The sequence below is a fragment of the Streptomyces sp. NRRL WC-3742 genome (assembly GCF_000720635.1).
GTDB lineage: Bacteria > Actinomycetota > Actinomycetes > Streptomycetales > Streptomycetaceae > Kitasatospora.
Genome location: NZ_JOCF01000073.1, coordinates 69,047 through 83,174 on the forward strand (window position 1 = coordinate 69,047; position 14,128 = coordinate 83,174).

General features: G+C 74.0%; 10 protein-coding genes. 5 read left to right on the forward strand and 5 right to left on the reverse strand.

The features are described 5' to 3' along the window. Window positions 1-130: 130 nt before the first annotated feature. The 4 genes from IH61_RS0132330 to IH61_RS0132345 form a co-directional block, all read right to left on the reverse strand. Window positions 131-880 carry a thioesterase II family protein gene (locus IH61_RS0132330; RefSeq protein WP_031076430.1) on the reverse strand — a complete coding sequence of 250 codons (750 nt, stop codon included), beginning with the start codon at window positions 878-880 and terminating at the stop codon, window positions 131-133. Beyond that, window positions 877-1,920 (reverse strand): ACP S-malonyltransferase, encoded by a 1,044-nt coding sequence (locus tag IH61_RS0132335; RefSeq protein ID WP_078911568.1) that lies wholly within the window; start codon window positions 1,918-1,920, stop codon window positions 877-879. The genes IH61_RS0132330 and IH61_RS0132335 overlap by 4 nt, the downstream gene beginning before the upstream one ends. 526 nt (window positions 1,921-2,446) lie before the next feature. After that, window positions 2,447-3,382, reverse strand: a complete 936-nt coding sequence (locus IH61_RS0132340) for a LuxR family transcriptional regulator (RefSeq protein WP_199823421.1) — start codon at window positions 3,380-3,382, stop codon at window positions 2,447-2,449. A 463-nt stretch (window positions 3,383-3,845) separates the two neighbouring features. Continuing rightward, window positions 3,846-4,709, reverse strand: coding sequence for an alpha/beta hydrolase (locus IH61_RS0132345; RefSeq protein ID WP_234327421.1), 864 nt, complete (start codon window positions 4,707-4,709; stop codon window positions 3,846-3,848). 455 nt (window positions 4,710-5,164) lie between these two features. Between IH61_RS0132345 and IH61_RS0132350 the strand changes: the two genes are divergently transcribed. The 4 genes from IH61_RS0132350 (at window position 5,165) to IH61_RS0132365 (ending at window position 10,496) form a co-directional block, all read left to right on the forward strand. Next, window positions 5,165-6,223 (forward strand): polyprenyl synthetase family protein, encoded by a 1,059-nt coding sequence (locus tag IH61_RS0132350; protein ID WP_051838456.1) that lies wholly within the window; start codon window positions 5,165-5,167, stop codon window positions 6,221-6,223. A gap of 287 nt (window positions 6,224-6,510) precedes the next feature. Further along, window positions 6,511-7,935 (forward strand): amino acid permease, encoded by a 1,425-nt coding sequence (locus IH61_RS0132355; protein WP_031076438.1) that lies wholly within the window; start codon window positions 6,511-6,513, stop codon window positions 7,933-7,935. Between the two features lie 643 nt (window positions 7,936-8,578). Then, window positions 8,579-9,238, forward strand: coding sequence for a transglycosylase SLT domain-containing protein (locus IH61_RS0132360; RefSeq protein ID WP_031076439.1), 660 nt, complete (start codon window positions 8,579-8,581; stop codon window positions 9,236-9,238). 253 nt (window positions 9,239-9,491) lie between these two features. Continuing rightward, window positions 9,492-10,496: a glycosyltransferase family 2 protein gene (locus IH61_RS0132365; RefSeq protein ID WP_051838457.1), complete on the forward strand. Its 1,005-nt coding sequence runs from the start codon at window positions 9,492-9,494 to the stop codon at window positions 10,494-10,496. A 9-nt stretch (window positions 10,497-10,505) separates the two neighbouring features. Here IH61_RS0132365 and IH61_RS0132370 read toward each other — a convergent pair whose 3' ends face one another. Next, on the reverse strand, window positions 10,506-11,132 hold the full coding sequence (locus tag IH61_RS0132370; protein WP_051838458.1) for a hypothetical protein: 627 nt from the start codon (window positions 11,130-11,132) through the stop codon (window positions 10,506-10,508). 111 nt (window positions 11,133-11,243) lie between these two features. Here IH61_RS0132370 and IH61_RS0132375 point away from each other — a divergent pair. Next, window positions 11,244-14,128 (forward strand): FAD-binding and (Fe-S)-binding domain-containing protein (locus IH61_RS0132375; RefSeq protein WP_037973654.1); only part of this gene is annotated, 2,885 nt, incomplete at its 3' end.

Here is a 14,128-nt window from a genome sequence, read left to right on the forward strand (position 1 = left end):
CGGGGTCACGGTCGTCGGCGGGGTCGGCGGCGCGGTCGGCAGCGCGGTCCTCGTCCCGGCCGTCGTGCCGGTCGTCGTGCCGGTGGTCGTGCCGGTCGTCGGCGGGGTCATCGTCACGGCGTTCATCGGCTCAGCCCAGTCTGGCGGCCAGGTCGCGCACCAGCGCGTCCCGCTGCCGGTTCAGGTAGAAGTGGTCGCCGGGCAGCACGGCGAGGTCGAAGCCGCCGGTGGTGACCTCGGCCCACTCCCGCAGGTCGGCGGCGCTCACCTCCGGATCGCCGTCGCCCACGTAGCCGACCACCGGGCAGTGCACCGGGTGGCCGGGCTGAGGTCGGTAGGTGCCGACGATCCGGAAGTCCGCCCGGATCGCGGGCATCACCAGCTCGTACAGGTCCGGGTCGTCCAGCAACCCCACGTCGGTGCCGCCGAGCCGGCGGACCTCCTCGACGATCGCCCGGTCCCCGCCCAGGTACGCCTCCTTGGGCCGCACCCGGTGCGGCGCGCGGCGGGCGGAGACGAACAGGGCGTGCGGGCGCACGCCGTGCAGGTGCTCCAGCCGCAGGGCGACCTCGTAGGCGAGGGAGGCGCCCATGCTGTGCCCGAACAGGGCGAGCGGCCGGTCGAGGTGGGGCAGCAGGGCGGCGGTCACGGCGTCCGCGAGGCGGGGCATGCTGTCGAGGCAGGGCTCGGCGATCCGCTCCTGGCGGCCGGGGTAGCGCGCGGCCAGCACCTCGACGCCGGGCCCCAGTTGACCGCCCCACAGGTGGAACAGGCCCGCCGCGCCGCCCGCGTGGGGCAGGCAGACCAGCCGCCGTTCGGTCCGGCCCGCGGGGGCCGGGTAGCGCCGGAACCAGGCGCTGTCGACACCGGCGGCGATCATGCCGACACCTCCTGCCCGGCACGGGGGCCGGCAGGGAGTTCGGCGAGGGGTTCGGCCAGGGCTTCGGCAAGGGGTTCTGCAGGGGGCTCGGCCAAGGCTTCGGCAAGCTCCTCGGCCAGGGTTTCCAGCGCCTTCGGACCGTCCACCGCGAGCATCCGCGTCGCGGGCGAGATCCGGCGGACCATCCCGGCCAGCGTGCGGCCCGGGCCGAGTTCGACGAGCCGTCGGCAGCCCAGCTCCTCCGTCAGTGTGCGCACGCTCTCCTCCCAGCGCACCGGCGAGGTGAGCTGGCGCACGGCCAGCGCCGGCCAGTCGCAGTCCCCGTCGTGCGGCCGGGCGTCCGCGTTGGCGACGACCGGGGTGTGCCGGGGCGCGAACCGCACCCTCGCCAGCGCGACGCCGAGCCGCTCGGCGGCGGGCGCCATCAGCGGGCTGTGGAAGGCCCCGCCGACCGGCAGGGTGATCATCTTGGCGCCGACGCCCGGCGCGTCCACGGCCGCCTTCTCCACGCCCTCGCGCGATCCGGAGACCACCACCTGGCCGGGCGCGTTGAGGTTGGCCACCCACAGCTCCGCACCGCCCGCGCGCAGGCCGTCCACCAGCTCCGCGACCTTCTCCAGCGGGGCGCCCACCAGGACGCCCATCGTGCCGTCGGAGCCCTCGGCCGCCTCGCGCATCGCCCGTCCGCGTTCGGCGACCAGCGCGGCGCCGTCCGCCAGGCTCAGCGCCCCGGCGGCCACCAGGGCCGCGTACTCGCCGAGGCTGTGCCCGGCGCAGCCGGCCACCTCGGCCGGCAGGCCCGCGCGCCGCGCCTCCCGGTGGGCCATCATCGCGACGGCGAAGACCGCCAGCTGCGCCAGGTCGGTGCGCCGCAGCGTGTCCGCGTCGGTGCGCAGCAGCAGCTCCTCGACGTCCTCGCCCGCGTGCAGCGAGATCTCCTCCACCAGTGACCAGGCTTCGGTGTCGCGCCACGGCGCGCCCATCTCCTGTCGCTGCGTCCCCTGACCCGGGAACACCAGACCGATCGCTACCGGACTCACGGATTCACCCTCCACGCCCTGTGCCGATGCCGGACCGGACCGGGCCGGCGCGTGTTCCGGGCGGAGGGCCGGACCCCGTTCGGGGGTGACGGGGATCCGGGCCTCCGCCATCGGTTTCGTCGGAGCGCCCGCGTCCTTACGGCGGGGGCCGGGGGAAGTCCCCGCCCTGGGCGCTGGCATTCCGGCAGCTCCCGAGGGGTGGGGCCACCGGGCGCCGGACGACACCGACCGGGAATTCCCCGCCCGTCGCTCCCGGAATCACCGGGGGCGCTTCGTCGGGCGGAATTCCCGGAACATGTCTAACGGCCGCCGACCGGGGGCCGCAACAGTCGCTACAGGAAGCTGACAGGGGAGGTCCGGAGGAAATTCCGCTCCGCCGGGGGCATTTCCCGACGGCGGGCCCTCCGGGAGGTGTCCTCCGGGGAGAGCCCGCCGGGGAAGGCCCGCAGGGGCGGAACGCGGCGCGACCCCCGGCGCAGGGGCACCGGGGGTCGCGCCGTACAGGCGGTGAATCGTGCCGGGCCGGTCAGGCCCTGCGTGCCGGGACGGCGTGGTCCTGGGCGGCCGAGCCCGGGCCCTCCGGCTGTCGGGGCACGCCCACCCAGGGCGTGTCCGTGGGCCGGGCCGCCCCCGCGGGGGGCTGCGCCGGCTGGCCGGGCTGCGAGTTGCCGGGCAGAAGGCCCAGCTCGAAGGCCCTCGCGCCCGCCTGGAAACGGGAGTTGGCCCTCAGCAGCTCCATGATCTCGGCGACGTACCGACGGTAGGTGCGCACCGACACCGACAGTTCGCGCGCGGCCACCTCGTCGGTGACCCCGGCGTTCAGCCAGCCCAGGATGCGCACCGCGAACTCCGTCCGCGCCCGGTCGCCGAAGTCGACGTGCTCGCTGGCCGGTACGGCGTGCCGCCACACCCCGCCGAGCAGGGTGTAGAGCGTGCGCAGCACCGAGGGCGCCCGGATCACGGACGCCTCGCGCACCGCCGCGGCGCCCGACTCCACGCAGACCAGCGCCGCGCTCTCGTCCACCAGGACGGCCTCCAGCATCGGCATCCTGGCCAGCCGCACCTCCAGCGGCCGGCCGCGGGCCGCGTGCACGCGCAGGAACTCCCGGTCGAACATCGCGGGCGGGCACAGCAGCCTGACCTTCACCGCGTCACCCTTGGTGGACAGCAGTCCGTGCAGGGCGAGGTGGATGGCCTTGGCGTGCACCACGTCCGTCGCGAAGACCACGTCGACCGTCCGCCTGGCCCCCGCGATCATCTCCTCGATGGTCCCGAGGACGTTGCCGTCGTCCGCGGCCACCATGGCGACGGGCGACTGGCCGGCCCGTCGGTCCCGGTGCCTGGCCACGGTCGCCTCGATGAGGGTGCGGACCTCCAGTAACGCCTGGACGACCTCGTCTCCTCCCACCGCCGCACCGGCCGACGCCGGCTGCTCGTCCCGTGGCAGTCTCGAATTCGTCAACGGTCCGGCCTCCACGCGGGTCGCAGGCCCTTCAGAAGGCCGTCGCGCGGCAAGGCGGACTCCATACACACTGTTCTCATGACTTCCCCCGTCATGTGCGACGGATCGGGGAGATCCCGGTCCCGATCCGGTCAAGTCGATCAAACTGGTCCAGAAGAGTACCGGCCTCCCCCCACACCCGGTCCCAGCAAGGGAGGCGACCCCGTGGCCAGGCCGAAAACAGCGGGAGCGAAACAGGGCGATCATCCCTATTTCGAGCCGAACGCTAACTCGACTGCCGATGCTCCGTCAACGCATCGGCAGATAGGTGAGCGATCAACGAATCGGAGTTACGAATAACCGATGTGACAACACGTCAGTTGTGCGGAAGGTTTCCTTCCGACCGGAATACGGCGGCCCGGCAACACCGAATCGGCCAGGGCGTGGCCGATTCCCGGAGCCGCGCCCTCGGGAGCGGCGGCCTTCAGGAGCCGGCCGGGGTGAGCGCCGACCGCCACCGCGGCAGCGGCCGCGCAGGCAGCCCCATCTGCGCCAACACGGCCGCACCCAGCCGCGATTCGGGCCGGCCGAGGTCGTACGGCAGGTCGAAGTGGTGGCGCCGCGGCTCCACGATGCTGACCACCGGCGCGCCCAGCCGGCGGGCCACCCCGGCGAAGTCCTCGTGCTGGCGCCCGAACTCCCTGGTCTCGTTGCCGCCCCGGGCGATCACCAGCGGCGGAAGACCTGGCCTGAGGTGGTGCAGCGGACTGTTGCGGTACGAGCCGGCCGGGTCCAGGCCCAGCGCGTCGTTGACGTACGTCAGCCGGATCGGCTCCAGGTCGTAGACCCCGCTGAGCAGGGCCGCTCCCGCGATCCGGCCGGCCGTCCCGCCGTCCGGGTCCAGCAGCGCCATGATCGCCAGGTGCGCCCCGGCGGAACTGCCGCTGAGGTGGATGCGCTGCGGATTCACACCCAGGGAAGCCGCGTTGACGAACAGCCAGCGCACCGCCCGGCGCACCATCGCCACGATCTCGTCCAGCGAGTGCGCGGGCGCCAGCCCGTACCCGACGGCGGCGAAGGCCGCGCCCCTGCCCACGAAGTCGGGGGCGGCGAACGAGGCGTCCTCCTTGCCGAGTTCCTGCCAGTAGCCGCCGTGGACGAAGACCTGCAGGGGGGCGTCCGGCTCCGACGCCGGGAAGAAGTCGAGCCGTTCGCAGTCCGCCGGGCCGTACCGCAGATCCCGGCGCACGGTCAGCCGGTCGCGCGCGGCGGCACTGCGCGCGGCATATGCCTCCAATTCGACGGCCAGGTCCTCGATGCAGGAGCTCGGCGAATACGCCTCGGCCAACTCACTGTGATCGAACTCTCGGTAAACACGGACAGGAAAGGTGGTGGTCGCCATCGACGAAATCCTCGTCTGGTCGCGGGGGATCGCCGGAGTCCGCGTCGATGAACCCTCACGCGGCTGCGGTGAAGCGCAACTCCCGGGCGGTCGACGTCACCGCAGCGGGCGGCGACGGAACGCGGCACGGAAGCCGGCGATTCGAACTGGCACCCAGTGAAGCAGCGGCCCCGGGCCCCGTCGCCGATCGGTCACCAAGCGTGCATGAAGCTGACACCCCCTCATGTACACCGGCACTTTGCCGCCAATCGAACAGACATGCCGGTGCGCGACCCCCCGCTTACGTAAGGTCGGAACCCGGGGACGCACACGCACCACGCGCACCGCGCAGGACGCACGCACGACGCACCGCGCGCCACCTACGGCGCGCACCACGCACCACGCACCGACGGGGAGGGCCCATGAACAGCCTCACGACGCACGACGTCCCGCCGACGCAGGCACCCAACCGCCTGCTCGACGCCCTCCCCATCACCGACCCCGACCTCGTCGCCCGGCTGCGACGCCGCCTCGACCAGGTCGAGCAGCGCCTGCTGGACGTCACCCACGGCGACGGCACCCACCCGGCCGCCGAGGCCACCGGCCACCTCATCTCCGCCGGCGGCAAGCGGCTGCGCCCCCTCCTCGCCCTGCTCGGCGCCGAGTTCGGCGACCCCTCGGCGAGCGGCGTGGTGGACGCCGCCGTCATCACCGAACTGGTCCACGTCGCCTCCCTGCACCACGACGACGTCATGGACTCCGCCCCCACCCGCCACGGCGTCCCCAGCGTCAACGCCCAGTGGGGCAACACCCTCGCCGTCCTCACCGGCGACCTCCTGCTCGCCCGCATCGCCCGGCTCGCCGCCGAGCTCGGCGAGGGCGCCGTCCGGCTCTACGCGGACACCGCCGACCGACTCGTCCGCGGCCAGCTGCGGGAACTGTCCAGCCCGCCCGGCCCCGAGGGTCAGCCCGAGCACCACTTCTCCGTGATCGCCGACAAGTCCGGCTCGCTGATCTCCGCCTCGATCCGCCTCGGCGCCCTCCAGGCGGGCGCGCCGCCGGAGGCCGAGCGCGCCCTCGCCGCCTTCGGCGAGCACCTCGGCTCGGCTTTCCAGATATCCGACGACCTGCTGGACATCACCTCCGAGCGCACCCAGTCCGGCAAGCAGCCGGGCACCGACCTCGCGATGGGCGTCCCCACCCTGCCCGTCATCCTCGCGCTCGCCGACACCAGCACGGCCGCCACCAGCGCGGCCGCCACCGAACTGCGCGACCTCCTCGAGTACGCCGACCTCTCCGAGGAACCCGCCCGCGCCCGCGCCCTCGCCCTGCTGCGCACCTCCCCCGCCCTGGACCAGACCCGCGCCGTCCTCGCCGACCACCTCCGGCGCGCCCACGCCTGCCTTACCCCGCTCCCGCCCGTCCCCGCCCGCCAGGCCCTCACCACCCTCTGCGACGCCCTCGTCGGCCGCACCTCCTGACCCTCGGCCCGGCCCCTGACCCGGCCCCTGACCCGATCCCGGCTTGGCCCCGGCCCAACCCCGACCTTGACGCTGACCTGACACCGAGTCAGATCTGAGCTTTCCGCCGCCGCCTTCACCCCCTCTGACCTGCGGTTTCCGTCCGTTGAGCGAACAATTCGCCCGGCCGTGTTCCGATACCCGGGCGTAGAAGTTAGGTTGCACCGCAATGCGCGGTTCGTCCCCCACCCTCCGGCGCGACGAGCCGAGGGTCAGGCCGCGCGGGAAAGGCACAGGGCAACCCAACGATGAGTGCGGACACCACCAAGTCGCCGCCGACCACCACGGCCCCCTCCCCCCACGGTGGCGACGGCCACCTCAAGGCCGGGCTCAAGAACCGCCACCTGTCGATGATCGCCATCGGCGGCGTGATCGGCGCGGGCCTGTTCGTCGGCTCCGGCGCGGGCATCGCCTCCACCGGCCCCGGCATCCTGCTCTCCTACACCCTGGCCGGCGTCCTGGTCGTCCTGGTGATGCGGATGCTCGGCGAGATGGCGGCGGCCGACCCCCAGAGCGGCTCCTTCTCGGCGTACGCGGACCGCGCGCTGGGCCGCTGGGCGGGCTTCACCATCGGCTGGCTGTACTGGTTCTTCTGGGTCGTCGTCCTCGCCGTGGAGGCGACCGCCGGAGCCAAGATCCTCCACTCCTGGGTGCCCGGCGTCCCCCAGTGGGGCTGGGCGCTGATCGTCATGGCCGTGCTGACCGCGACCAACCTCTTCTCCGTCGCCTCCTACGGCGAGTTCGAGTTCTGGTTCGCCGGGATCAAGGTCGTCGCGATCGCCGCCTTCCTGGTGATCGGCGGACTGGCCGCCTTCGGCCTGCTGCCGGACACCGACCCGGTCGGCCTGACCAACCTCACCGGCCACGGCGGCTTCCTGCCGAACGGCATCGGCGCGGTGTTCACCGGCATGCTCACCGTCGTCTTCGCCTTCATGGGCAGCGAGATCGTCACCCTGGCCGCCGGCGAGTCCGAGGACCCGGAGCGCGCCGTGAGCAAGGCCACCAACAGCGTGATCTGGCGCATCGGCCTCTTCTACCTGGGCTCGATCCTCCTCGTCGTCACCCTCCTCCCCTGGGACTCCGCCGAGGTGAAGGCCAGCCCGTACGTGGCCGTGCTGGACCACGTGGGCATCCCCCACGCCGGCCAGGTGATGGACGTGATCGTGCTCACGGCCGTGCTCTCCTGCCTCAACTCCGGGATGTACACCGCCTCCCGGATGGCCTTCTCGCTCGGCCGTCGCGGCGACGCCCCGAAGGCGTTCGCCAAGGTCACGGACCGCGGCGTCCCCCGGGTCGCGATCCTGGCCTCGGTGGTGTTCGGTTTCGTCGCCGTCTTCTTCAACTACGTGTACCCGGAAACGGTGTTCGCCTTCCTGCTCAACTCCTCGGGCGCCGTTGCGCTCTTCGTCTGGCTGGTGATCTGCTTCTCCCAGTTGCGGATGCGCCGGATCATCGAGCGGGAGACTCCGGAGCGACTGACCGTACGGATGTGGCTGTACCCGTACCTGACCTGGACGGCCATCGGCATGATCGGGTTCGTGGTGGCGTACATGTTCACGGACGCGGACGGCCGCAAGCAGATGTACCTGTCGCTGGTCGCCGCGGCGATCGTGCTCGCGGCCTCGGCCGTGGTGGGCCGCCGGCGGCGGGTCGCGGTGGCGGCGGATTCCTGACCCGTCCGCGCCGCTCGGAAACGCCGGGCCCGGGAGCCGTTGCGGAGGCTCCCGGGCCCGGTGCCGTTCCCGCACCTCCTCCGCCCGCGTCATCCGCAACCGCGTCGTCACGCTCCGCCGAACTCCGGCCCGCAAACGTGTGAGGCCGCGCACAGCCCGTACGGCGTCCACGATCCTCGATAGTTGCCGCGCCGGCCGACGCCCCCTCCCGGCCGCCCCGACGGCCCCGCGCGCCCGGCCCGCCGCACCCCGCCCGGCCTGAACAAGCCAGGCCACCGGCCGTCCCGGCACCCCCTCCCCTCGGCGATGCGAGCGCTGGACCCTCACATTCCCAATTCGGACAATTCACCGCAAAGCTGGCGAAGATCCCTTGTGCGACCGCCGTGCGGCCACTACCCGCCGTAGTAGCGAGCGCCTTTGCGACCCGTCCGCCGCCCTGCCAAGAATGTCGGGTCGCCAGGCAGCGCGGCCCGCCCGACCGGCGCCGCGCAGCCCGCCCGCCCCGCCGCACTCCGCCGGGGCGCCACGGCCGTCCCGTACGGCCGCGCAGGCCCCGCTCACCCGGAGCCCGTGCGATGCCCCGCGCCCCGTTGCCGTAGGCGCGGACCCGACGGCCCCCGACGGAAAAGGATTGTCCAGCCCCATGCCGCTCAGCCATGCCCGCCGCAACTCCCTGATCACCGGCGTCACCACGCTCGTGGTCGCCAGTGCCGCCACCGCCGCCCTCGCCCTCCCGGGCGTCGGCAACTCCACCACCGTCGTCGCCGAGGCCCCCGTGGCCGCCGTGTCGGTGGACGGGCAGCCGGCCGCCGCCCAGGCCACGGCCGACGCCGCCGCCTCCCAGCAGGCCGCGCAGGACGCCCAGGCCGCCCAAGCCGCTCATGCCCAGGCGCAGGCCGCCGCCCAGGCGCAGGCCGAGGCCGAGGCGAAGGCCCAGGCTGACGCCAAGGCCAAGGCGGACGCCGACGCCGCCGCCTCCCGCTCCCAGCAGCGCCAGAACCTCGGCAACGCCTACTCCGGCACCCCGCAGCAGATCGCCGCCCAGATCGTCCCGGCCGGCCAGCTGCAGTGCTTCAGCAACATCGTCTTCCACGAGAGCACGTGGAACCCCCTCGCCGTCAACGCCTCCTCCGGCGCGTACGGCCTGGTGCAGGCCCTGCCCGGCTCCAAGATGGCCTCGGCCGGCGCCGACTGGCGCACCAACCCGGCCACCCAGATCAAGTGGGGCCTGGACTACATGAACTCCCGCTACGGCAGCCCCTGCGCCGCCTGGTCGTTCTGGCAGAACCACCACTGGTACTAAACGCCGGCTCCCCGCGCCCCTCCTCCCCCGGGGGCCGCGACGCGACTACGCCAGTAGTGGCACTACATCAGTAGTGCCACTACTGGCGTAGTGCCGTCCTTCGCGGCCCCCACCGGTTCCACACCTGCCGTGGACACGCCCGGAAGGCCGCGTGAAGATATGGCGCACAGTCGTACGATTTGCCGTCTATCACCGCAATTACGCCCCGTCAGGGCTTTGCCACGGTTCGCGCGCCCTCTTACGCTCCGGCGTCATGCCCTCACCCCTCATCAGCGTCGTCGTCCCGGCTTATGACCAGCACAAACAGCTCGCCGAGTGCCTGGACTCCCTGCTCGCGCAGACCCTCGACGACGTCGAGGTGATCGTCGTCGCCGACCGCTCCCCCGAGTCCGGCGCCGACCTCGCCGAGGCGTACGCCGCCCGCCACCCCCGGGTCTCCGTGCTCCGGCTGAACGCGGCCGTCGGCGTCGGGGTCTGCCGCGACGCGGGCGCGGCCCGGGCGCGCGGCGAGTACCTGCTCTTCCTCGACGCCGACCACCTGCTCCCCCGCGAGGGCCTCGCCGCCCTCGCCGACCGGCTGCTCGAGACCGGCCCCGTGGACGTGCTGCAGTTCGGCCACACCCGCCGCCACAACGACCGCGACTGGCCCGGCGCCGCCGAAGCCCTGCTCGCCGCCGTCGGCCCCGAGCCCTTCGCCCCCTTCGACCACCCCGAACTGCTCGGCGCGCCCCCGCTGATCTGGGACCGGCTGATCCGCCGCGGCCACTGGGCGGACCTCGCCCTCACCTTCCCGGACGGCCGGTACGAGGAGATCCCCGTCGTCCACGCCGCCATGCTCGGCGCGCAGACGGTGGCCGTGCTGCCCCGCGAGTGCGTGCAGCTGCGCCGCCGCGAGACCGTCCACCCGGCGAGCAGCCCGGGCAGCAGCGTCTTCGACCTCTTCGACCAGTACGAGCGCAGCTTCGCCCTGCTCGAGGAGCAGCCGCACCTGTACGCGGTGCGCGACGCCCTGTTCGTGCGGATGATCCGGCACTACCTGTTCGTCTTCGACCTCGCCGGCTGCGTCACCCGCGCCGAGCGCCCCCAGTTCTTCCACCGCGCCGCCGAGCACCACCGCCGCTTCCTCCCGCCCGGCCACCGCAAGCCGGGCGGGCGCGAGGGCATCAAGTTCGCCCTGCTGGCCGGCGGCGCCTACCCGGCCTTCGAGGTCGCCAAGCTCTCCCACATCGCCAAAGGGGCCCTCACCGGCCGCCGCTGACCCCCCTGGTCAGGCGTGCGCCGTGCCGCCGTCCGCCGCCATCGCGGCCGCGATCCGGCGGTCCCGCTCCCGCTGCACCCCGGCGGGCAGCGGCGGCAGCACGTCCATCCACAGCGGCAGCGTGGAGCCGCGCAGCTGCATCACCCCGGCGGGCCTGGCGATCAGCCACAGGTGCAGGTGCGCGGCGCCGTCGCCCCAGCGGTTCACGTGCACCCGGCCGACGCCGCCGAGCGAGGTCACCGCCCGCTCGACGCGCTGGAGCATCGGGCCGAGCGCGGCGGAGAGCTCGCCCGGCAGATCCAGCAGGTCGTGGTGGGCGCGCGGCTGGAGCAGCAGCGCGGCGGGCAGGCCCGTCGGCTCGTCGGTGCCGCTGAGCCGCCAGTGCTCGTCCGTCCACAGGAAGTCGGAGTCCGGCCGGGCGCACTGCTTGCAGCTCTCCGGGCCGTCCTCGCCCTGCCGGGGCGGCTCGGGCAGCTCGGGCGCCCGCAGCTCACGGACGGTCATCTCCCCCTCGTACGGGAAGATCTCCCAGGACGGCGCGCCGTCCTGCGGGAACGGCAGCGGCTCCCCGATCGGCAGCCGGGCGAGGTAGGCGTCGGGGCCGGCCGGGTCTTCGTCAGGGGTCTTGTCGATCATGACCGCCGACCCTGCCACATCACCCCGCTCGGCGGAACCCCCGTCGCGCCCGATACCCCGCTCCCGCTGCGGCTGGCATGCTCGGAGGTCGCCGAACGCCGGAGGTCCCCGATGAGCCGTCCGTCCGCCGTCCCCGGGGCCGCGTTGGCCCGCGAGCTGGCCGCCGTGCTGCGCGGGGAGGTCCGCTTCGGCGCCGCCGAGCGGGCCGTCTACGGCCAGGACGCCTCCAACTACCGCCACCCGCCGCTCGGCGTGGTCAAGCCCGCCGACCTGGACGACGTGCGCACCGCGATGGCCCTGTGCCGCGCCCACCGGGTGCCGGTGGTGGCGCGCGGCGCCGGGACGAGCATCGGCGGGCAGGCCGTCGGCCCCGGCGCGGTGGTCCTGGACTTCCGCCGCCACCTGGGCGCCGTCCTGGCCGTCGACCCCGAGGCCCGCACCGCCCGCGTCCAGCCCGGCACCGTCCTGGACGACCTCCAGCGCGCCGCCCGCCCGTACGGGCTGCGCTTCGGTCCGGACCCGTCCACCCACAGCCGCTGCACCCTCGGCGGCATGATCGGCAACGACTCCTGCGGCTCCCACTCCCTCGCCTGGGGCCGCACCTCCGACCACGTCCAGCAGCTGGAACTGCTGCTCGCCGACGGCACCGAGCTGACGGTCGGCGGCCCGCTCACCGCCGCCGAGCGCGCCGTACTGCGCGCCCTGCCCGGCCGGGTCGGCCAACTCCACACCCGGCTGCAGGAGTTCACCGACCGCAACCTGGCCGCCATCCGCCAGGGCATGCCCCAACTGCCCCGCCGCACCTCCGGCTACCCGCTGGACGCACTGCTCCCCGAACGCGGCCACGACCTCGCCCGGGCGCTCACCGGCACCGAAGGCACCTGCGCCCTGCTGCTCGGCGCCACCGTCCGCCTCGTCGAGGAGCCGCCCGCCCGCGCCCTGGTCGTCGCCGGCTACCCCGACGAGGGCGCCGCCGCCGACGCGATCCCCGCCCTCCTCCCGCACGGCCCGCTCACCGCCGAGGGCATGGCCGCCGACCTCATCGCCGCCCTCCTCGCGGCCGGCCCCCGCCCACCCGCGCTCGACCGGCTCCCCGCCGGGGAGTGCTGGCTCTTCCTCGAGGTCGGCGGCGACTCCCCCCTCGCCGCCTACCAGGCCGCCCGCACCCTGGCCGACGCCGTACGGCGCGAACGCGGGGCCACCGTCTCCCTGGTCACCGACCCGGTCGAGCAGCGCCAACTGTGGGCCGTCCGCGAGGCGGGCGCCGGAATCGTCACCCGTCTGCCCGGCGGCGGGGAAGCCTGGCCCGGCTGGGAGGACTCCGCCGTCCCGCCCGAGCGCCTCGGCGACTACCTGCGGGCCCTGCGCGCCCTGCTGCGCCGCCACAGCCTGCACGGCGTCCCGTACGGGCACTTCGGCGACGGCTGCGTCCACCTGCGCATCGACTTCCCCCTGGACGAGCCCCAAGGGGTGCTGGTCTTCCGGGAGTTCCTCGAACAGGCTGCCGATCTGGCCGTCTCCTACGGCGGTTCACTCTCCGGCGAGCACGGCGACGGCCAGGCCCGCGCCGAACTGCTGCCTCGCATGTACCCGCCCGAAGTCATCGCCCTGTTCGGCGAGTTCAAGCGCATCTGGGACGGCGAGAACCTCCTCAACCCCGGCGCCCTGGTCGACCCGCGCCCCCTCGACGCCGACCTGCGCTTCGTCACCGCCCCCCGCCGCCCGCTCCCCCTGGCCCTGCCCTACGCGCAGGACGCGGGCAGCCTCACCAAGGCCGTCCACCGCTGCGTCGGCGTCGCCAAGTGCGTCGCCCCCGGCAGCGGAGTGATGTGCCCCAGCTACCTGGCCACCGGCGAGGAACGCCACTCCACCCGCGGCCGCGCCCGCCTCCTCGCCGAGATGCTGCGCGGCGACCTGGTCACGGGCGGCTGGCGCTCCCCCGAGGTCCGCGAAGCCCTGGACCTCTGCCTCAGCTGCAAGGGCTGTGCGAGCGACTGCCCGACCCACGTCGACATGGCCACCTACAAGGCCGAGTTCCTCCACCAGCACTACCGGCGCCGCCCCCGCCCGCTCGCCCACTACTCCATGGGCTGGCTCCCCCTGTGGCTCCGCGCGGCCTCCCTCACCCCCGGCGCCGCCAACATCCTGGCCCACTCCCGCACCGGCGCCCTGCTCAAACGCCTCGCCGGAATCGACCCGCGCCGCACCCTGCCCGTCCTGCCCCCCGAACCCTTCACCCGCCGGCACGCCCGCCACCGCGCCACCCACCCGGCCCCACCCGGCGCCCGGCCCGTCCTCCTCTGGCCGGACACCTTCTCCAACCACCTCCAGCCGCAGGTGCCGCGCTCCGCCGTCCAGGTCCTGGAACACCTGGGCTTCGACGTCCACCTCCCGGCCGGCCCGGTCTGCTGCGGCCTCACCTGGTACTCCACCGGCCAACTCGGCACCGCACGCCGGGTGTTGCGCCGCAGCCTCCGGGCGGTCGGCGCAGCCGGACTCCCGGCCGACACCCCCGTGGTCGGCCTGGACCCGAGCTGCACCGCCGCCCTCCGCGAGGAGGCCCCGAAACTCCTCGGCCCGGCCGCCCACCCCCTGACCGAACACCTCCACACCTTCGCCGAATTCCTCGACACCCACGCCCCCGACGCCCCACTCCCCCGGATCCCCGCCACCGCCCTCACCCAGACCCACTGCCACCAGCACGCCGTCCTGGGCTCCGACGCCGACCGCAGGATCGAAGCCCGCCTCGGCCTCGCCAACCACGTCCTGGAGCCCGGCTGCTGCGGCCTCGCCGGCGACTTCGGCTTCACCCGAGGCCACTACGAAGTCTCCCGAGCCATCGCCGAACGCGTCCTCCTCCCCGCCCTCCGCACCGCCGCCCCCGACACCGTCGTCCTCGCCGACGGCTTCAGCTGCCGCACCCAGATCACCCACCTGGGCCCCGGCCAGCACCCCCTCCACCTCGCCGAACTCATCGCCGGCGCCCTCCCCCCACC